The sequence below is a fragment of the Oceanobacillus halophilus genome, from assembly GCF_003628505.1.
Classification (GTDB): Bacteria; Bacillota; Bacilli; order Bacillales; family Amphibacillaceae; genus Oceanobacillus; species Oceanobacillus halophilus.
Window position 1 is genome coordinate 13,546 of the sequence record NZ_RBZP01000013.1, and the last position, 20,973, is coordinate 34,518.

The following is a 20,973-nucleotide window of genomic DNA, read 5'->3' on the forward strand; positions in this document are numbered from 1 at the left end:
TTTATGCTGGGCTAAAGTACTAGTCTGATTATAGCAATTGAATGTTAAGTCTATGTTAAGATTTAGAAATAAATAAAAATTATAATCGATTTAATCACTACAATTTATAAGTCTAAATGGGTATAATAAACAGTAGAACGAAATATAGTGGTAGGAGGAATTCAGTTGGTTACGATTAACAAAGGTGAAAACAAGTTTTATGTAGGTGACAGCATTAAAGATCCTCTAGCAGAATTAACTTTTAACCTTTCTGGAAAGCAGAAAATAGTAGTTGATCATACGTATGTTTCGGATGATCTCCGTGGTCAAGGGGTTGCTGGAAAATTAGTAGAGAGAGTTGTATTATTTGCTAGAGAACAGGACAAAAAGATTGTTCCACTGTGTCCATATGTTAAACGCAAACTGGAGGAAACTTCTGCATATCATGATGTGCTTAGTGAACAATAAATAAGAAGGAAAGGTGCTGAGGAGGATGTACTTAACCATACAGGAAACTGCAGACTACCTATCTATGAGCGAGACGAGAATCTCTGCATTAGTACTGCAAGGCCGCATCCGTGCAGTCCACGATGGCAAGCAGTACCTTATCAATCAAGACCAGTTCACCACCCATTTTGAGCAAGTCGACAAGTATCGTTTGATGATTCAGGATTATTTAAACGAACCAATTCCTGAAGATATTGATGTAAAAGATGAGGACTAAAATTTGCATTGTAACGTTTTTAAATTTAATGTTAGGTATAAGCTAATGATAGCAGGTTAGCTTATGTCTAACATTATTTTTTATGCAATGTTGTTTATAGTGATTACTTCGTTTGTAAATTGTAACTTACGAATAAACACACAGAAAAAAGTTTTTAATACATGAAGGAGAAAGATAAACATGTCTCATAATAATAAATCTCTTACATTTACAGTAGATGAAGAAACAGAGTTATTAAAGTTTTTATTGAAGGTAATGGATAATCGTAGCAGAAATTCGGTGAAATCAATCCTGACAAGAGGGCAGGTGACAGTGGATGAACATATGGAAACGAAACATAATTACCCACTAAAACCAGGTCAAACAGTAAATGTCTTAAAAAATAAAGAAGCCAAGAAAGAAAATGTATTAGTTGGGATGTCTATTCTCTACGAAGACCGGGATATTATTATCATTAATAAAGAAGCGGGATTACTATCGATTGCAACTGAAAAAGAAAAGAAATTAACTGCACACCATCAATTGATGGAACATGTTCGCAGAGAAAATCCTGGCAATCGAGTTTTTGTTGTACATCGTTTGGATAAAGACACATCTGGCGTCATGATGTTTGCCAAAAGTGAAAAAATCAAAAAGAAACTCCAAAATTCCTGGAAAGATATAGTGAAAGAGCGAACATACATTGCTTTAGTAGAAGGAGAAGTAAAACAACAACAAGGAGTTATAAAATCGTGGCTAAGAGAAAGTAAAACACATATTATGTACTCCAGTTCTAATAAAAATGACGGACAGCTAGCTATCACCCATTTTAAGAAGCTCCAGTCTAATAAGAATTTTTCGCTCCTAGAATTGCAGCTGGATACAGGAAGAAAAAACCAAATCCGTGTACATTTGCAAGATTTAGGACATCCAGTCGTAGGGGATAAAAAATACGGTTCCACTCAAAACGTCATTGGCAGATTAGGATTACATGCAAAAATATTATCCTTTCACCACCCTTATACAGAAAAACTTATGTTGTTTAAAGCAGATGTACCTAAGACATTTATCAAGAAATCGAAATAATCTTAAGAAATATTTTGAAACTTCCGTTGCGTTATTTTTTATAATGAAGATATAGATAATGTAGCGGAGGTTTTTTGTATGTATTCTATATGAAATTAACCGGATGGATAACGGGTGCATTTATTGCAGCAGGATTTATCTAGATGAGCGTCAAAATTAATAAAGTTGTTAAACAATAGATGGAACTACTTCTAATGAAGGAGCCTAGGAGGTTTCGGTTAAGGAATTTTCAATGTTTAGGTGATAAATAAAGTCAGGTAGTTGAAGAACAACAATTGAGCTAGAAAAAAGGTCCGTAAAGCAGTTAAAAGAGGCTGAGACATAACTAAAATATTTCATACAATAGATAAATAAGCGGAATAAATCCAGCGTTTTGTCTTAGCCTCTTTCATGAAGAATTCTGTCTTTTGATTATTCCAATGGTGCGTTTTCTACTACTCTTCCTTTTCTACCCTCTGTTGTTTCTGCCATTTTTAGGGAGCAAATCACTGCTTCTTCGGTCGCTTCGGTTACGGCTTGAAATAACCTATTCATAATTGGGTGACTGTCCCGAACAAAAGCCATTTTTTCAATAGGGGAATCAGAATAATGCGAATGCTTGTTTGCGGTTGAGAAGGCGATGGCAATATCACCGCTTCCATGGGCAATGTGGCTGCCCGTTCTACCGAGGCCAGCTGCGCATCGTTTTGCTAGGCGTCTTAGCTGTCTGTCATAAAGCGGAGCGTCCGTAGCAATCACCATCATGATGGATCCATCAGGCGTTTCTAATTCCCTTTTCGTAAAGTCTGCAAATAATGCTTCATCGCGATTGCCATAATTACTTAGCACCAAGACGCCTACTGTATACGTTTCTCCACCCCCAGTTACAACACGGGAGGACGTACCAATTCCGCCTTTATACCCAAAGCAAACCATTCCTTTGCCGGCACCAATTGCTCCTTCTTCCACTTTTTCTGTTTTTGCATTTTTAATTGCTTGAATAGCATGATCAGGCTTTACCGCTTGTAGCCGAATCGAGTTAAGATAACCATCATTGCATTCCCCGACGACAATATTTATCGTGCTCGTATTATCACCAATATCTTTATTCTCATCAAGCATGTATTGCAATGTTCCCTGAAGAACAGAGCCGACACTAAATGTATTGGTTAGCATAATAGGAGATTCGATAAATCCTAATTCCTCAAGCTGGATGAGACCTGCCGTTTTTCCGAAACCATTGATTACAGAACTGGAGGCGTGTACTTTTTTCTTGAAAAGATTTTCTCCATGGGGCAAAACAGCTGTAACCCCTGTACAAATCGTATTATCATCGTCCAATTTTTCATATAGTGTTACATGTCCAACTCTTACATCTGGCACATCCGTGATGCAATTGGCCTTTCCTTTTGGGAGTTGCATTGATAGCACACCTTTCATTATTAGATTTGAGTATGTATAAGAATTCTCATTATATAGCTTAGCATGTCTTCATTCATGAAATTTGAAACATGTTTGGAATATAGACTGATATTATATAAACGCTCTTTTTTAAAAGATTGTTGCTTTTTACCAGGACTTTTATTTTAGATTTTGTATAGACTGTGGATAGCTTTAATACAAAACACTGCTCTATACCCGCTGCGGAAATACACTACACTTTCCGCGGGGGAGGCTGAGGCCGTGCCCGCGAACCGCAAGTATTCTGCCGGAGCGGATGACAACACAAAATATTGATTAGTGTAAGCGAGAGCTTCACTATTCTAAATCAAATAAATCAGGTATTGCCATCAACTGTAAAACTTCAAAAAGCAACAAACTAGACGAAAAGAGCCTAAACAAAAGAACGCTTACCCCTTATCCTATAAACACATATTAAACATATTATAGCAAACGATATTGCATGGTATGAAAAAAATTTAAGAGAGGAATAATAGAATTAATGATTTTAATGGAGGTATTTACACATGAAAAAAATACTATCTATTCCTATTTTATTAGGGATATTTTTTTCTGTCTTCTTAATCGGAAATGTAGTTGCAGAAGAAAAAGAAGGATTAGAAATTGGAAACAAAGCACCTGATTTTGAAGTAACGACTCTCAAAGGTGAAGAGATTCAATTATCGGACTTAGAGGGAAAACCTGTAATGCTGAATTTCTGGGCAACTTGGTGTCCACCATGCAGGACAGAAATGCCAGATATGCAGAAGTTTCAAGAGAATCATGATGTAACTGTGTTAGCAGTAAATTTAACAGATACAGAAGCAAACAAGGAAAGTGTTAACCAATTTGTGGAACAATTTGGTTTGACTTTTCAAGTTGGTCTAGATAGTGATGGGTCTGTTGCTAAGACGTATCGAATTAATCCTATTCCAACTACTTTTATGATTGATTCCAAAGGGGAGATTAGTCATAAAACATTTGGGGCGATGAAGTATGAAACAATGGTAGAAGAATTGGAAAAAATGAATTAAATCTATTGCTTAAAAAGTAATTTGATGCTACAATAACTTCAAATTATATAAGTAATTCCTTCGGGGCAGGGTGTAATTCCCTACCGGCGGTGATGAAGCAATGCTTCTAAGTCCGTGACCCGTGCGGTTGTCAAACCAAGCGGTGGATCTGGTGAGATTCCAGAACCGACAGTTAAAGTCTGGATGGGAGAAGGGATACTAGGAAAATGTATAGCTTCATGCACTTACTATAGGTGCATGTTAAGTATATACGTGTATTTCTTATTATCTTTAATTCTATATTCCAAGCCTCCGATGGATTCCATCGGAGGCTTTTTCTATTTTGTTCTACCTTGAAGGAAACAGAAGGGAAGGTAAACATGTTTACAGGAATTATTGAGGAACTAGGTACAATCGAAAATATAAAAAACGTATCAGAACAAGCGGTGGAAATGTCCATTGCATCCAAACGAGTCATTGAAGATGTTCATATCGGTGACAGTATTGCAGTTAACGGAATCTGTCTGACAGTAACAAATTTTACATCTGATTCTTTTCAAGTAGATGCGATGCCAGAAACGATTAAAGCAACTTCTTTAAAAAACTTAAAGAGAGGATCCAAAGTGAATCTGGAACGTGCAATGGCGGCAAATGGAAGGTTTGGCGGACATTTTGTATCTGGACACATTGATGGTACGGGAGAAATTATCAAAAAGCATAAAGAGCAAAACGCTATTTATTATGATATAGAAATCCCAAACGATTTGTCCCAATTTTTAATGCATAAAGGTTCTATTACCGTAGATGGAACGAGCCTAACGCTGTTTGGAGTTCGAGACAATGTTCTAACAATCTCTCTCATTCCACATACTGTTTCCGAGACCATTCTTGGCGGAAAAGGAGAGGGTGACATAGTGAATATTGAGTGCGATATGCTCGCAAAATATGTTCATAATATGCTTCAAAGTGAATACGCCCAAGAAAAAAGTAATATCAATCAGGAATTTTTAAAAAATAATGGATTCATGTAGAGGAAAAGGAGGGAAATAATTATGAACACGATTCAAGAGGCAATCGAAGACTTAAAAAAAGGAAAACCAATTATTGTAAGTGATGATGAAAATCGGGAAAATGAAGGGGATTTTATTGCTTTATCCGAAAAGGCTACACCAGAAATAATAAATTTCATGATTACTCATGGCAGAGGGTTGGTTTGCACTCCGATACAGGCTAGTCATGCGAAAAAACTGGGACTTCACCAAATGGTTCAAGAAAGCACAGACCCACTTAGTACAGCCTTTACGGTTTCCATTGATCACGTAAAAACGACAACAGGAATCAGTGCCTTTGAACGCTCTTTAACCATTCAGGCTATTACTGAACCGGACGTACAAGCAGCAGATTTTAAGCAACCTGGTCATGTCTTCCCATTGATTGCCAAAGACGGTGGCGTATTAACCCGCCCTGGGCATACAGAAGCAGCGGTTGATTTAGCAATCCTGAGTGGAGCCTTCCCATCCGGAGTCATTTGCGAAATTATTAAAGAAGATGGATCAATGGCTCGAATGCCTGATTTAGAAAAAATAGCCAGGAAATTTGACTTGAAATTCATTACGATAGCAGATTTAGTAGCATATCGTAAAAAAGAAAAAGCAGTTATTTAAATGAGAGTGTGTTCTCGAAAAGGGTAGTGTATTTCCGAAGCAGGTTAATGCAGAAATGTCTTTATGTCGGATTTATAACTTTAAACTAAACTGCGATTTAAAAAATACAAATAATCTAATAAAAAGGAGATACATATCATGGTAAATACTTTTGCAGGAAATTTAGTCGGCACGGATTTAAAAATAGGAATTGTAGTAGCTAGGTTTAATGAATTTATAACCAGCAAACTATTAGACGGCACAATTGATACGTTAAAAAGACATGGTGTCAATGATGAGAATATAGACGTAGCTTGGATACCTGGAGCTTTTGAAATTCCATTAATCGCAAAAAAAATGGCAGATAGTGATAAATATGATGCAGTAATTACGTTAGGAACCGTTATTCGAGGCTCTACTCCACATTTTGATTATGTATGCAATGAAGTAGCAAAAGGAGTAGCAAATGCTTCCAATCAAAGCGGAAAACCTGTAATATTTGGTGTTTTAACAACAGAGACAATCGAACAGGCAATCGAACGTGCAGGTACAAAGGCTGGCAACAAAGGTTCAGAAGCAGCTGTATCAGCAATAGAAATGGCAAATATTATTAAAATGATGGAATCTGAATAGAAAGATGGTCGAGAATTGCAGATGATTAGCATTCTCGACTTTTTTTCTCTAAGTGGAAATTTCATGATTTCTAAGCTAAACTAAGACATAGAGTACAGATGTGGGGGAGATTGCCATCAAACTATTATTAGGACAATTTGTGTTAATAGCAATAATATGGATTGGCATGCTTATGTTTTATAGTGATATGAACGAGGCTAGTAGAATCATATTTTATTTAGTTACATCCTGGATGCTTTTCATACTTGTCGGAATTATCAAGGTATTTATGCGAGAGAGAAAAGAAAAATCAACAAAATAAGTTTTAGCCAGAAGAGGAAGATTTTATATGTTAAAGGTTGAGAATTTATATAAATCCTACGGGGAAAAAATACTATTTCGAGATATAACCTGTACGATAACAGAAAATGAACGGATTGGAGTTATTGGTGTTAATGGTACTGGGAAATCCAGTTTCTTAAAAGTGATTGCCGGAGTAGATTCTGCAGAAAAAGGTACCATTCACCATCCAAGAGATTATCATATTGAATATCTGGCACAGGAACCAACACTCGATCCGGACTTAACAGTAATCGAACAAATCTATTACGGAGAAGCTGCTATAATGAAATTAATGAGAAACTACGAAGCAGCCCTTCTGCAATTGCAGATAGATACAAATAATCAAGCACACCAAGATAATTTAATGAAATGGCAGCAAAAAATGGATGAAGAAGATGCATGGGATGCAAATACAACAGCCAAAACAGTATTAACGAAATTAGGGATAACGGAATTTAATAAGAGAATATCTGAGTTATCAGGTGGACAGAAAAAGCGAGTTGCCATTGCCAAAGCACTGATTCAGCCTGCAGATTTGCTAATATTAGATGAACCAACCAACCATCTCGACAATGAAACCGTAGAGTGGTTGGAAAAATATTTGCAAACCTATAAAGGCTCTTTGCTCCTGGTAACGCATGATAGGTATTTCTTGGACCGAGTTACTACGAAGATTTTTGAGTTGGATAAGGGGAATATGTACATCTATGATGGAAACTATCAATTATTCCTTGAGAAAAAAGCAGAGCGCGAGGAACTTGAGGCAAGCAGTGAATTAAAACATCAAAATACGTTACGACGTGAACTTGCATGGCTGAAACGAGGAGCAAAAGCTCGATCTACCAAGCAGAAGGCCCGAATTGAACGAATTCATGATATGAAAGAAAAAACGTTTGATACGAAAAAGGAAAATCTAGAGTTTCAGGTTGGTTCTACCAGACTTGGGAAAAAGGTCATCGAATTAAATGACATTACAAAAGAATTTGCTGGGAATCTGCTAATTGATTCGTTTAGTCATTTGGTCGTACCTGGGGATCGTATTGGTATTGTAGGGCCAAATGGTTCTGGAAAGTCTACTCTTCTTAATATTATGGCTGAACGCTTAATGCCTGATAAGGGCGAATTAGATATTGGCGAAACGGTAAAAGTCGGGTATTATACACAAGGCGATGAGGAACTGGATGACAGCTTACGAATTATTGATTATATTAAAGAAGTTGCTGAAGTAATCCACACGAAAGATGGTCAGGTGATTACTGCAGAGCAAATGTTGGAGCGGTTTTTATTTTCAAGAGCAGACCAGTATACGTATATTCGAAAACTTTCAGGTGGAGAAAGGCGCCGTCTGTATCTTCTAAAGATATTAATGACAGAACCGAATGTACTGTTTTTAGATGAGCCTACCAATGATCTGGATACACAAACATTAAGTGTTTTGGAAGAATACCTTGACCAATTTCCAGGTGTGGTCATTACGGTTTCCCATGATCGCTATTTCCTAGATCGAGTAGTTGACCATTTATTAGTTTTTAAAGGTCAAGGAAATATTGATCATTTTTACGGTAACTATAGCGAGTTCCTGGAGAAAAAGGAATCAGAAAAAAGCATACAAGCAAGCACTGAAAAGGCGAAAGAAAAACCAAAACCTAAGAAGCAGAAGAAAAAACTCTCGTATAATGATCAAAAAGAATGGGAACAAATTGAAGATCAGATTATGGAATTAGAAGCTAAAATTGAAGAGTACCAGGCTAACATTGCTGAAGCTGGAAGTGATGCAGAAAAGGTACAAGATTTATTCAAAGAACAACAAAAAGTAGAGACCGAACTCGAGGAAAAGATGGAACGATGGGAAGAATTATCTTTACTAATAGAAGAAATAGAAAATAGTAATTAAACAAAAAGGCAGCGAAGCCCCTTGGAACGTTGCCTTTTTACAATGGAACAGAAAGTGCAGTAATAGAGGTTTTTAATATTGTTCATACGGATATATATAAAGTAAATTAGAGACTTCACATTTGTCATCGAATGGTTTAAACTGGTAATTAGTCTCAAAAAAGGACATAGGAACCATAGAAGTAACTAGTAAAAGATGTGTTTCTGCTAGGTTGCATGAAAAAGCGAGCAGCTATCTATTATATAATTGCTCATTTAATGGAAATTTATGAGTAAAAGTTGGCGAATATGGAATGATAACTCATAATTGAACTTATACTAAACGAAAGTAGAATTCACGAATAAGAGTTGGACATTCAAACCATTCATAGTCCTACTTTTATTTCTATTACTTAAAGAAGAAAAAGGAGGAACAAAATGAAACTTTTTCAGGTAAGAAAAGGTCAATTTGTTTTCTACAAAAATGAATTGCATAAAGTCTATTCCGTAAAACCAATGTTTAAAAGGTCCGTGCACTTATATCGACTAAAGGATATGCAACAGGTTCTAACCCAAGCGAGCGAAATTCAACTATACAAACCTAAAAATAATGATACATTTATTTTCTACGGGAAACGGTATACCATTGATGAAAATGAAAAGGCAGAACCTGGTGACTACATTTTAATCGTAAAACCAGCTCCAGATTTCCTTGACCATTATTCTTTAAATGAGATTGAAAAAGTGGAAAGTGTGGAAGATGGAAACGTTGTGACTACACGAGACAATGGTGTAAAACATAATGAATATGTTGTTATGGTTCCTGGGAAGAAAGACGCAAGTCAGGAAATCGCTTATTTTGATAAGAGTCTAGTTCCAGAAGAACAACAATTACAAGATGAGTCCATCTCGTACTTAGCAGAGAAAGATGATACGTTAAAACCAGTAGTGGGTGACATCTATTTAGATGTACAGAATCAGACAAAAGCTATGATAGTCGCTATGACAGAAGATGAAGTGGTTTTCGGACATGGCGTACGAGTACACGTAGCAGAACTCCTTGATGAAAACCGCTATGAATTGCTCTATCAATTTGATGAAGACTAGGAATGATAAAAAACGCTCAAGTAGGGCGTTTTTTTATTGGCTCTTTTTCGTATAGCTTCTTGTTTTTTGAAGTTTTCAGTTGATAGTAATTCTTGATTTATTTAATTCAGAATTACTTAATTAAGAATACTGCTATACATTCGCTACGGAAATACACTACGCTTTCCGCGGGAGCTGCTGAGCCTACTCCGAGCTAACGCTCTCCTTAGTCTCACCTAGGCTTTTCTTCCCGCAGGAGTCTCCGTGTATTTCCTTCGCTAATTTGGTGCTTTATAACTTCCAAGCATTTTATAAAGACTCTATAGATATAGATAAGGCTACCACTATTAAGCAGGTTGATTGGAGCGGAGGGCAGTCGACTCCTGCGGGAGGATAGGCCTAGATGAGACCCCGCAGTGCGATAGCACGAGGAGGCTCATCAGCCGCCCGCGGAAAGCGACTGCCCGGAGCGGAAATCAACAAGGCACTACATTTATCTTTAATTAAAGAAATTCGCATTCTATAACAAAATATAAGGTAAAGTCATGTTAAAAAGCAACAATCTTTTAGAAAAGAGCCTTTTCATTAATGAAATTTGTTGATATTAAGGTTATGTGCGTATGAATCATCTTAAAGTACTCTTAATGCAAAATTATAAAAAGTCCCGCAACTTGGTAATAAACCAAATTGTGGGACTTTTTTCAGATAATACCTAATGTAGTTAAGAAGACAATCACAATCGTTACTGGAACAAGCCAGCGTATAATTTGGAACCATGTTGTAAAGAGTGAATTACCTAAATTGTTCCCAGCTGTAAATTCCTGTTTGACTAACTGGCGATCCATTTTAAACCCGATAAATAAAGCGATGAATAAGCATCCTGCTGGAAGCATGATATTACTTACTAGAAAATCAGTGGCATCAAATACCGTTTTATCAAAGATTTTAAAGTTAGCGAGTGTACTAGAAGATAACGCCGCCGGAATTCCAGCAATAAAAACTAGGATCCCGGTAATCGTAGCAACTTTTTTTCTAGAACGATTATGCTTGTTCGAAAAAGCAGCTGTTATAATTTCCAACATACTAAATGATGAAGTTAACACGGCGAATAAAAATAATAATAAAAACATGCTTAAGAACAGTTCGCCAAATGGCATACTTGCAAACGCTTCTGGCAAGACAATAAATAATAATCCAGGCCCTTCCGCTGGTTCCAGTCCAAAAGCAAAAACAACTGGAAAGATAGCTAGACCTGCTAAAAGTGATACAAAGATATTCATTAAAGAAACAGATCCTGCAGACGCAGGAAGACTAACATCTTTTCCTAAATAGGAGCTGTAAGTCACCATAACAGAGATTCCGACAGCTAAAGAAAAGAAGGATTGCCCAAGTGCGTATAAGACGTTCTCAGCATTCAATTTCGAAAAATCTGGTTCCAGAAAGAAACGAATTCCTTCGATCGCACCTTCAAATGTAACAGCGCGAATTACTAATACGATAAAAAATATAAATAATAGTGGCATTAAGATTTTACTTGCCTTTTCAATTCCGTCCTGAATTCCGAATGAGACGACAATGATATTGATTAAAAGAAATAAAGCTAATCCTAGTATGGTAATCCACGGACTTCCAGTGATAGTTCCGAATAATTCTGGATAGTTAGCTCCATTTTGTATAATGAATCCTGGTATGGAAAGAGCGCTATAGATTAGCACCCAACCACCAACCACGCTATAAAAAGATAAAAGCAAAAAGGCTCCGACTACTCCCCAATGCCCGATATATTTTGTGATACCTTTAGGTGCAAGAGATTGATACGCACGAACAGCTTCTTCACCAGCTCCTCGTCCAACCACAAACTCTGCAATTAATATAGGTAACCCGATGATGACAGTAAAGGCTATAAATAGTAAGAAAAATGCTCCTCCACCATTCATACCCGTCATATATGGAAATTTCCAAATTGCTCCAAGTCCAATCGCAGCACCTGCTGAAGATAGAATGAAGCCGATTTTTGATGACCATTGTTGTTTTTTTCTTTGCATAGAAGAATTCCTTTCAGGGTAAATCTTTCTTGTTGCTACAGTCCGATATAACTTGTGATGATGAGTAGTGCATGCGTCCGTTGTGAAAAAGATACTTTCCCCTTACCGCCAAATACACACGATTATACGGATTAATCTTTACAATTCATTCAGTATATCATAAGCGCTCTTTTAATAAAATGGAATTTGGTCTTAACTTTTATCGTTTGAAATAAGATTTAATAGAGCACTAAATTTTTTGGAGGAGGGATGGTATTGTATGTTTCCAGAAAAGTGAAGAACTTGCCGGCCTATTTATTCTCCGAATTTCAGCGGAAGAAAAAAGAACTGCAAGCAAAAGGTGTGGATGTGATTGATTTAGGAATTGGCGCACCTGATTTACCAACACCAAACTTTATTTATCAAAAGCTGGTGGAAGAAGCAAAGAAGCCTGAGAATCATAAGTATTCGCCGTATAGTGGGTGTAACGAATTTAGGGAGGCAGTGGCGGACTTTTATCAGAGACATTATGCTGTATCTTTGAATCCGGAGACAGAAGTTTTAACATTAATTGGTACGAAAGAAGGGATTGCCAACTTAGTTCAGTCGGTCATAAATCCTGGTGATAAGGTGCTTGTACCTGACCCGGGCTATCCTGTTTATCGTTCTGCTGTCCACCTTGCTGGCGGGAAGAGTATTTCTTTGCCTTTAGATGAAATAGACGGGACACCACTTTTGGAAAGGATCCAGAAGAAAGATGTCAAATCAGCAAAGTTAATGTTTCTTAACTATCCGTGCAATCCTACCACTGCAACGGTAAATTTAGCAACTTATAAAAGAGCAGTTTCATTTGCTAAAAGGAATTCGATTGCTATTGCCAATGACGCTGCTTATGATTTGTTGACATTTGACGGATACAAAGCGCCAAGTATTATGCAAGTTGCAGATGCAAAAAAACATGCGGTAGAGTTTGGCACACTATCTAAAAGCTTTAGTATGGCAGGGTGGCGGATTGGTTATGTAGTAGGAAATAAAGAGATGATTCAATCACTCGCTACATTAAAAAGCAATATTGACACGAGTCAGTTTTTAGCTATCCAAAAAGCTGCTGCTCATGCACTTCAAAGTGACTTTGTAACAGTGAAGGAAAATAATCAAATCTATAAAGAGAGAATCGACTTTTTTCATGCAGCTTTGTTAAAACTGGGGATTTATGCACAAAAACCAAAGGGAACATTCTTTATTTGGGCAAAAGTTCCAGCTAGTTACACTTCCATGGAATTTGCGGATTTACTATTAAACAAAGCAGGGATTATCGTTACGCCTGGAAGTGCATTTGGACAACGTGGGGAAGGATTTGTCCGTATTGCCTTAACGGTACCTGTTGCCCGTTTAGAAGAAGTGATTAGAAGATGGAAAGAGCTAAAATTGAATGAGGTGAATTCTTCGTGAATAGGAATATAGAAAGGCAGAAATTAACAACTGCTAGAGCCATTGTGGAATGTATCAAACGAGAAAGGGTTCGCCATGTTTTCTGTGTCCCAGGTGAAAGTTATTTGCCCGTACTCGATGCCTTCTATGATGAAAGTTCTATTGAACTAATTTCAGCTAGGCATGAAAGTGGTGCTGGTTTTATGGCAGAAGGTTACGCGAAGGCATCCTTTACCCCTGGGGTAGTATTCGCAACGAGGGGAGTAGGAGCTAGTAACCTAGCCATCGCCATCCATACTGCTTATCAGGACTCTACTCCAATGGTTGTATTTTTAGGTCAGGTTAGCAGTAAATTTCGAGGGAGGGAAGGATTTCAGGAAGTTGATTTAGATCAGTATCTGCAGCCTATATCCAAATGGGCAGTGGAGCTAAGAGACCCAGAAAGAACACCAGAATTGGTTCAGCGTGCTTTTCGTATTGCAAAATCTGGCAGACCAGGTCCTGTTGTTATTTCTTTGCCTGAAGATGTTCTACCAGAAGAAGCAGTCATGCAATTTGCTCCAGTAACTCCTGTTCCAAGACCCGCACCGTCCAACAAAGAAATCAATCGAGTAAAAGAACTGCTTTTATATGTGAAGAAACCGCTGATTATTGCTGGTGGTGGGGTGAAGAGTGCACATGCAGAAGATGTTTTAGTAAGCTTTGCAGAAAAATGGGGAATCCCAGTTATGGCTGCTTTTCGTCGGCAGGATGTCTTCCCAAATGATCATCCATTATATGTTGGTCATTTAGGGCTTGGAACACCGAAAGAGATTTTGCAAACCGTGAGAGAAGCCGACACTATTTTAGCAATCGGCACAAGGTTATCGGAAGTAACAACACAGGACTATTCTATCATTACAGCAGATAAGAAATTAATCCATATGGATATATCCTATGAAACAATTGGAAAAGTTTTTGCTCCTGATGTAGGGATTGTTGCAGACATTAGAGAAGCATTAGCTCTATTAAATAGGAACACGTCACCAAAATCTGGATGGCAGAAATGGGTGGAAGATAAAAGAAAGGCATTTGAACTAGTGAGCGATTTAAAAGTTTCAGATAATGACTCCATTCATAAGCATGTAATTTCCATTTTAGAAGAAAAGCTTTCGAACGACAGTTTACTGACCAATGATGCTGGAAATTTTGCCGGTTGGCTACATCGTTATTATCCTTTCAGAAAAAAGCATACATACATTGGTCCTACTTCTGGGGCCATGGGGTATGGGATGCCGGCAGCGCTTGGGGCAAAACTTGCTCTTCCGAAGAAGCAGGTTGTTTCATTATCTGGTGATGGCGGTTTTATCATGACTGCTCAAGACCTCGAAACAGCAGTACGGTACAACATTCCTGTCATATGTCTTGTTTTCAACAATAGTATGTATGGAACGATTCGCATGCATCAAGAAATTCACTTTCCCAAAAAAGTGATTGGTACGGATCTAGGTTCTGTGTCCTTTAAAGACTTAGCAGGGAGTATGGGGGTAGATGCATTCCAAGTCGCTACATCGGATGCTTTTAAGAAAGCGCTTGATGATGCCCTGAAGCGGAAGGGACCAGTCGTAATTGAAATTTTAACGGATAAAGAACAAATTTCTGTTTCGAGTACCATCTCACAAATTCGAAAACGTTAAAGGGGGATTCGTTAAATGGCAGTTTCTTTAGATACGACGAAACTAGCAAATTATATTGATGGAAAATGGATAGAGCCAGTGAAGACTACACCAGTTATTAATCCTGCTACTGGAGAAGAAATCGTTCAAGTCCCTTTATCGGGAGAAAGTAGTGTTAATGAGGCAGTTGCTGCAGCAAAGAAAGCACAAAAAGAATGGGCATTAGTGCCAGCACCACAACGCGCAGAGATTCTTTATGAAGTTGGAAATCTATTAAAAGAGAGAAAAGAAAGGCTATCGCAACTGTTAACGATGGAAAATGGAAAAGTACTGGAGGAAGCAAGAGGGGAAGTTCAGGAAGGGATAGATATGGCATTTTACATGGCCGGAGAAGGAAGACGTTTATTCGGCCAAACGACACCTGCTGAACTAAAAAATAAATTTGCCATGAGTCAGCGTGTTCCTGTTGGAGTGGTTGGTATTATAACACCTTGGAATTTTCCAATCGCCATTGCAACATGGAAATCTTTCCCTGCTATTGTTGCTGGAAATGCTGTCGTATGGAAACCGGCAACAGAAACCCCCATTATGGCTTATGAGCTAGCAAAGATTTTTGAAGAAGCGGGACTTCCTAAAGGCGTTATAAATGTTGTTTTTGGAAGTGGATCAGAAACAGGAAATAAAATGGTGCATCATAAAGACATACGTGTTATTTCCTTCACTGGATCCAATGATGTGGGTCGAAACATTGCTTCAGACTGTGGCAAGCAATTAAAGAAAGTATCCTTGGAAATGGGCGGGAAAAATGCGGTCATTGTTATGGATGATGCCGATTTAGATCTTGCAGTAGAAGGTATATTATGGAGTGCGTTTGGCACGAGCGGTCAGCGCTGTACCGCATGCAGTCGGGTTATTGTTCATGAATCGGTCAAGGAAGAATTGGAGGATAAGCTGCTTGAAGCAATGAAAGATTTAACCATTGGAAACGGTCTGGATGAGTCGATTAAAGTTGGCCCCATTATAAATAAAGCTGGACTTGAAAAGATCAAGAGTTATATGGATATTGGAAAAGAAGAAGGAGCTACCCTTTTAGAAGGTGGTTATGAACTGACTGGTGTTGGCTATCAAGGTGGACACTTTTTTGCGCCGACTTTATTTACCGATGCCAAAGCCGATATGCGCATTGCACAAGAAGAAATTTTTGGACCTGTCGTTTCTTTAATTCCTGTAAAAAATCTGGAAGAAGCAATCGAAGTGAATAATGGCGTTTCATTTGGCCTGTCTAGTTCCATTTTCACAAGAGATGTCAATCGTGTGTTTCAGGCACAACGTGATTTAGATACAGGTATTGTTTACGTTAATGCGGGGACAACAGGTGCAGAGATTCACTTGCCATTTGGAGGTACAAAGGGTACAGGGAATGGTCATCGTGATTCCGGTGTCCAGGCTTTGGATGTATTTACAGAATGGAAAGCAGTATATGTGGATTACAGCGGAAAATTGCAGCGCGCACAAATTGATGTTGACTAATTAGTGGTTCATTTTATAAAGACAACATTGGAAATAACTGGAGGTAATGAGATGAAAGTAGGTGTCTTAGGATCAGGATTAATGGGAAAGGAAGCAGCGAGAGACTTAGCAAGCAGTCAAGGAGTGAGTGCAGTTGGTTTAGCAGATCTTGATATGGACAGAGCAAAGGAAGTTTGCGATTTACTTGGCTCAGATAAACTAACTGCTTATCAAGTGGATGCTAGTAATCCAAAAGAGTTAGAGGATTACATGAAACAATTTGATGTTATTATCAATGCATTATTCTATTCCTTTAATGAGATCGTAGCCAAGACTGCAATAAAAGTTGGAGTGAATTCTGTTGATCTCGGTGGGCATATCGGACATATTACGGATAAAGTGTTGGAGCTCGATAATGAAGCCAGGCAGGCAGGAGTTACGTTAATTCCTGATCTTGGCGTGGCTCCAGGTATGATTAATATTTTATCTGGTTATGGAGCTAGTAAATTAGATAATCCAAATTCTATTAAATTATATGTTGGTGGCATTCCTTTAAGGCCGGAAGCTCCATTTGAGTATAATCATGTTTTTTCGATGGAAGGGGTTTTTGATCATTACACAGATCCTGCATTGATTATTAGAGATGGGATGAAGCAAGAAATACCTTCTCTAACCGAAGTGGAAGAGGTGCACTTCGAGAAATTCGGTCCATTGGAGGCCTTTCATACTTCTGGTGGGACCTCGACTTTATCCATCTCGTATCCTGATTTGGAAGAACTAGAATATAAAACCATCCGTTATCCGGGACATGCGGAGAAATTTAAATTATTGGTTGATCTAAATTTAACACGCAAGGATTATGAAGTGGTTGTCGATGGGAACCGAATCAGTCCAAGAGAAGTATTTTTAAAAGTCCTTGATCCAATCGTGGAATTAGGGGACAAAGACGATGTAGTCTTACTGCGAGTAACTGTGTCAGGGGCAAAGGATGGAAAACCAGCAACCCACCAATTTGAAATGGTTACCTATAAAGACAGAAATACCAATGTCACGGCAATGGCCCGAGCAACAGCAAATACAATCTCAGCTGTTGCACAAATGATAGGAAGTGGCATAATAAAAGATAAAGGTGTATATCCACCGGAAAAAATCGTCCCAGGAGATGTATACATCAAAGAAATGGCCAAACGTGGAGTAACAATTAAGGAAGTATAATATGCATCTATTAAACTAGTTATCGCAGAAAGGATCTGAGTACGAATGAATACCGTATTTATAGCAGGACATGCGCGACTACCATCTGGAATGGCAGCTAAAAGTATGTATGAAACGCTGACAATTACTGCTGAGATTGATAAAAAGTACGGAGTAATTGTAGCAGCAAACTGTACGCTAGCAACAGAGCATGGAAGAGATTTTATACAACGTTCCCTTAGAGGATACAGTTTGCAGGAAGGAATTGAAGAACCAGTTCGTATTATCAAAGAGCATTATTTAGGAAAAGCGGGAAATGCACTAGCCTCTGCATTGAAAGATTTGTATAAGCAGTATGAGGGATATGTGGAAACAGGTGGAGAGGAGCGCCTATAAACTGGGAGGAGCGCCTATAAACTGGGAGGAGCGCCTATAAACTGGGAGGAGCGCCTATAAACTGGGAGGAACGCCTATAAACTGGGAGGAGCGCCTATAAACTGGGAGGAGCGCCTATAAACTGGGAGGAGCGCCTATAAACCAGGTACAAACGCCCATAAACCGACAGCAGCCACCTATAAACAGAGAAAAGCTCCCTTCCCCCCCGCTAAACGCACCAATTCCAAAAGTAAAACTGAAAATTAATTAAAAAATACCTGCCTCATCCAAAACCACGAGGCAGGTATTTAATCTTCAATTATTTTACAAGTTCCTGCGATTCCCATGCAGGTAGCATCTTATTTAATTGCTTATCTTCTCGATATCCTAATACGTATTCCGCTTGCATGACAGTGTGAATTTCGCGCGTTCCTTCATAAATTACCGGTGCTTTTGAATTGCGTAAGTAACGCTCAACAGGATATTCATCGGAATAGCCATAGGCACCGTGAATTTGAACGGCATCATCTGCAGCTCGATTGGCAAAGTCACATGCTTGCCATTTTGCTAGGGAAGTTTCTCTAGTATTTCGTTTCCCTTGATTCTTTAACTCTCCTGCACGATATACAAGCAGACTGCTCATTTGTAAACCAGCTTCCATCTTGGCAATCATTTGCTGAACAAGCTGATGTTTTCCAATTTCTTTTCCGAAGGTTGCTCGATCATGGCAATATTGCACACTTGCTTCCAGACAGGCGACGATTTGACCCACTGCTCCTGCGGCAACGGTGAAGCGGCCATTATCAAGGGCAGACATTGCAATCTTAAATCCTTCCCCTTCTTCTCCAAGCAGGTTTTCTTTCGGTACTTTCACCTGATCAAAAAATAACTCGCCAGTATTACCGGAACGGATTCCGTGTTTTCCTTTAATTGCTTTCGATGAAAATCCTTCCCAAGTTCGTTCCACAATAAATGCAGAGATACCCTTATGTTTTTCTGATCGATCTCCAGTATAGGCAAAAACCACGAAATGATCTGCTACATCACATAGGGAAATCCACGTTTTTTGTCCATTTAAAATATAGTAATTTCCATCTTTTGTTGCAGTCGTTTGAAGGGCAGCAACATCTGAACCGGCACCAGGTTCTGTAAGACCGAATGCACCGATTTTCTTCCCTTCTGCTTGTGGAGTAAGGTATTTTTGTTTTTGTTCCTCCGATCCCCATTGGAGAAGGGTCATGCTATTTAATCCGGTATGAACAGAAACTGCGGTACGAAATGCTGTGTCCCCACGCTCTAATTCTTCACATACAATCGCAAGAGAATTATAATCCATGCCAGCTCCACCATACTCTTCGGGGATACAAACTCCCATTAATCCTAGTTCAGCCAGTCTGTTATAGATATTTGGATCAAACTTGCCCTCACGATCCCAATCGCCGATATAAGGCATAATCTCTTTATCAACAAAATCTCTTACCGTTTTTCTTAGTAATACTTGTTCTTCTGTGAATTCGAAATTCATTTTATCCTCTCCTCATCTATTTTATATTCGTTATTATGTTCACCGGCATTAGGCGGGTGATGTCTTACGGTTACAGGCGTTCTTGACAATTTTAAAGGGCTGCCAATCATTTTTATTGGACCAGCAGTTGGATGGTCGTAATCAATAAACATGTCTCTTTCCTGCAGTTGCGGATCGTTTACTACTTCCTCAATATTTTGAATAGGTCCGCATGGTATTTTGTTTTCGTTGCATTTTTCTTGCCAATAAGCAGTGACGTTTGTTGAAAATGCTTCTTGCAATAATGGGGTTAAAATCTCTCTATGCTTGACTCGGTCTGGGTTGGTGATAAATCGTGGATCTTCACTAAGATGCGGTACCCCTAATAGTTGACATAATTTTTTATATTGTTGATCATTGCCAACAGCGATAACCATTTCCCCATCTGCTGTTTTGAAGGTTTGATACGGGACAATGTTGGCATGTTTGTTACCAAGCGGTTTCGGAATTTTTCCTGACATTAAGTAATTACTGCCGATATTAACAAGGGAACTAACCGCTGTATCGTATAAGGAAATATCTAGTTTTTGTCCTTTTTCTGATTGCGTACGTTCTAAAAGTGCAGCTTGAATACCAATACAAGCATATAGACCTGTCAAAACATCGGTGATTGCGACACCAAGTTTTTGTGGGCCGGAATCTTCATCTCCCGTAATGCTCATTAGTCCACTCATGGCTTGGATGATAAAATCATAACCAGGTAAGTCCTTATATGGCCCATTTTCACCAAAACCAGTAATGGAGCAGTACACCAGTTTTGGATTAATTTCTGAAAGTGTGTCATAGCCAATTCCTAGCCGGTCCATTGTCCCAGCCTTAAAATTATTGATAACAACGTCACTTTCCTTCACCAGTTCTTTTATTAATTGAACGCCTTCTGTCGATTTTAAATCGACCGTAATGCTCTTTTTATTCCGATTGGCACTAAGATAATAGGCGCTAACATTATTTTTAAAAGGTGGACCCCAAGTGCGCGTTTCATCACTTCCGCCAGGTGCTTCGACTTTAATAACCTCTGCACCTAAATCACCGAGAATCATCGTGCAGTAAGGGCCAGCTAATACTCTCGATAAGTCGAGAATTCTTATATTATCCAAGGCATCGGGCATTGTTATTCACTCCTTTCAACTTTTCGATATAAAAAAAGGCCAGTTCAAATTAATCACAGATCACCTCTGTAAATTAACATTGAACTGGCTTTTATCTGTTGGAACAGACCTGGAAAAGGAATGTGAACAGATTAGGCAGTAACATATAAGTAGGTTTAATGAATCGTGTGATAAACACAATATTTATGAACACGATTGATTATTTATTATTATAGAACAGGATGAACATTTTGTAAACGGTTTCTTGTTGATTTTTTAAAATTATTTTAAAAATAAGTAATATTGTTTTCACGTTTACGATTAACTGATGATGAAAAGAGGTTTTACCACACCGGCGTAACAGAAAAAGGTGCGATT

General features: G+C 38.3%; 18 protein-coding genes, 1 pseudogene and 1 riboswitch. Of the genes and pseudogenes, 15 read left to right on the plus strand and 4 right to left on the minus strand.

Going from position 1 to position 20,973, the window contains the following annotated elements:
- Positions 1 to 165 precede the first annotated feature (165 nt).
- The 3 genes from D8M06_RS13895 (at position 166) to D8M06_RS13905 (ending at position 1,768) form a co-directional block, all read left to right on the plus strand.
- Positions 166 to 447 (plus strand): GNAT family N-acetyltransferase, encoded by a 282-nt coding sequence (locus D8M06_RS13895; protein WP_121205011.1) that lies wholly within the window; start codon positions 166 to 168, stop codon positions 445 to 447.
- A gap of 25 nt (positions 448 to 472) precedes the next feature.
- Positions 473 to 703, plus strand: coding sequence for an excisionase family DNA-binding protein (locus D8M06_RS13900; RefSeq protein ID WP_121205012.1), 231 nt, complete (start codon positions 473 to 475; stop codon positions 701 to 703).
- A gap of 180 nt (positions 704 to 883) precedes the next feature.
- On the plus strand, positions 884 to 1,768 hold the full coding sequence (locus D8M06_RS13905) for an RluA family pseudouridine synthase (protein ID WP_121205013.1): 885 nt from the start codon (positions 884 to 886) through the stop codon (positions 1,766 to 1,768).
- 411 nt (positions 1,769 to 2,179) lie between these two features.
- Here the strand turns inward: D8M06_RS13905 and D8M06_RS13910 are convergent, their stop codons facing one another.
- Positions 2,180 to 3,169 (minus strand): DmpA family aminopeptidase, encoded by a 990-nt coding sequence (locus D8M06_RS13910; RefSeq protein WP_121205014.1) that lies wholly within the window; start codon positions 3,167 to 3,169, stop codon positions 2,180 to 2,182.
- A gap of 545 nt (positions 3,170 to 3,714) precedes the next feature.
- Here D8M06_RS13910 and D8M06_RS13915 point away from each other — a divergent pair.
- The 7 genes and pseudogenes from D8M06_RS13915 (at position 3,715) to D8M06_RS13945 (ending at position 9,776) form a co-directional block, all read left to right on the plus strand.
- Positions 3,715 to 4,221 carry a redoxin domain-containing protein gene (locus D8M06_RS13915; RefSeq protein ID WP_121205015.1) on the plus strand — a complete coding sequence of 169 codons (507 nt, stop codon included), beginning with the start codon at positions 3,715 to 3,717 and terminating at the stop codon, positions 4,219 to 4,221.
- A 52-nt stretch (positions 4,222 to 4,273) separates the two neighbouring features.
- Positions 4,274 to 4,420: riboswitch (FMN riboswitch) on the plus strand.
- Positions 4,421 to 4,580: 160 nt separating this feature from the next.
- On the plus strand, positions 4,581 to 5,231 hold the full coding sequence (ribE, locus tag D8M06_RS13920) for a riboflavin synthase (protein ID WP_121205078.1): 651 nt from the start codon (positions 4,581 to 4,583) through the stop codon (positions 5,229 to 5,231).
- Positions 5,232 to 5,252: 21 nt separating this feature from the next.
- Positions 5,253 to 5,861, plus strand: a pseudogene (ribB, locus tag D8M06_RS13925) (3,4-dihydroxy-2-butanone-4-phosphate synthase); the annotation flags it as partial.
- Positions 5,862 to 6,002: 141 nt separating this feature from the next.
- Positions 6,003 to 6,476 (plus strand): 6,7-dimethyl-8-ribityllumazine synthase, encoded by a 474-nt coding sequence (gene ribH / locus D8M06_RS13930; protein WP_121205017.1) that lies wholly within the window; start codon positions 6,003 to 6,005, stop codon positions 6,474 to 6,476.
- 100 nt (positions 6,477 to 6,576) lie between these two features.
- The gene (locus D8M06_RS13935) at positions 6,577 to 6,777 is read left to right on the plus strand and encodes a hypothetical protein (RefSeq protein ID WP_241558954.1); all 201 of its coding nucleotides are present in this window, start codon (positions 6,577 to 6,579) and stop codon (positions 6,775 to 6,777) included.
- Between the two features lie 27 nt (positions 6,778 to 6,804).
- A complete protein-coding gene (locus tag D8M06_RS13940) occupies positions 6,805 to 8,691 on the plus strand; it encodes an ABC-F family ATP-binding cassette domain-containing protein (RefSeq protein WP_121205018.1) in 1,887 nt (628 codons plus the stop codon).
- Between the two features lie 416 nt (positions 8,692 to 9,107).
- On the plus strand, positions 9,108 to 9,776 hold the full coding sequence (locus tag D8M06_RS13945) for a hypothetical protein (protein WP_121205019.1): 669 nt from the start codon (positions 9,108 to 9,110) through the stop codon (positions 9,774 to 9,776).
- 680 nt (positions 9,777 to 10,456) lie between these two features.
- Here D8M06_RS13945 and D8M06_RS13950 read toward each other — a convergent pair.
- Positions 10,457 to 11,800, minus strand: a complete 1,344-nt coding sequence (locus D8M06_RS13950; RefSeq protein WP_121205020.1) for a sodium-dependent transporter — start codon at positions 11,798 to 11,800, stop codon at positions 10,457 to 10,459.
- Between the two features lie 249 nt (positions 11,801 to 12,049).
- Between D8M06_RS13950 and D8M06_RS13955 the strand changes: the two genes are divergently transcribed.
- Genes D8M06_RS13955 through D8M06_RS13975 form a run of 5 tightly spaced genes read left to right on the plus strand, consistent with a single transcriptional unit; the run spans position 12,050 to position 17,964 of the window.
- Positions 12,050 to 13,231 carry an aminotransferase class I/II-fold pyridoxal phosphate-dependent enzyme gene (locus tag D8M06_RS13955; RefSeq protein WP_121205021.1) on the plus strand — a complete coding sequence of 394 codons (1,182 nt, stop codon included), beginning with the start codon at positions 12,050 to 12,052 and terminating at the stop codon, positions 13,229 to 13,231.
- Positions 13,228 to 14,886, plus strand: coding sequence for a thiamine pyrophosphate-dependent enzyme (locus tag D8M06_RS13960; RefSeq protein ID WP_421904494.1), 1,659 nt, complete (start codon positions 13,228 to 13,230; stop codon positions 14,884 to 14,886). Before D8M06_RS13955 ends, D8M06_RS13960 begins: the two co-directional genes overlap by 4 nt.
- A gap of 15 nt (positions 14,887 to 14,901) precedes the next feature.
- Positions 14,902 to 16,395, plus strand: coding sequence for an aldehyde dehydrogenase family protein (locus D8M06_RS13965; protein ID WP_121205022.1), 1,494 nt, complete (start codon positions 14,902 to 14,904; stop codon positions 16,393 to 16,395).
- Between the two features lie 33 nt (positions 16,396 to 16,428).
- Entirely contained in the window at positions 16,429 to 17,589 is a 1,161-nt protein-coding gene (locus D8M06_RS13970; RefSeq protein ID WP_421904511.1) for a saccharopine dehydrogenase family protein, read from the plus strand.
- 45 nt (positions 17,590 to 17,634) lie between these two features.
- Entirely contained in the window at positions 17,635 to 17,964 is a 330-nt protein-coding gene (locus D8M06_RS13975) for a DUF3870 domain-containing protein (protein WP_121205024.1), read from the plus strand.
- A 298-nt stretch (positions 17,965 to 18,262) separates the two neighbouring features.
- Here the strand turns inward: D8M06_RS13975 and D8M06_RS13980 are convergent, their stop codons facing one another.
- Together D8M06_RS13980 and D8M06_RS13985 are read right to left on the minus strand one after the other, a co-directional pair.
- Complete coding sequence (locus D8M06_RS13980; RefSeq protein WP_121205025.1) at positions 18,263 to 19,468, minus strand: acyl-CoA dehydrogenase family protein; 1,206 nt, start codon at positions 19,466 to 19,468, stop codon at positions 18,263 to 18,265.
- On the minus strand, positions 19,465 to 20,616 hold the full coding sequence (locus D8M06_RS13985; protein ID WP_121205026.1) for a CaiB/BaiF CoA transferase family protein: 1,152 nt from the start codon (positions 20,614 to 20,616) through the stop codon (positions 19,465 to 19,467). Before D8M06_RS13985 ends, D8M06_RS13980 begins: the two co-directional genes overlap by 4 nt.
- Between the last annotated feature and the right edge of the window lie 357 nt (positions 20,617 to 20,973).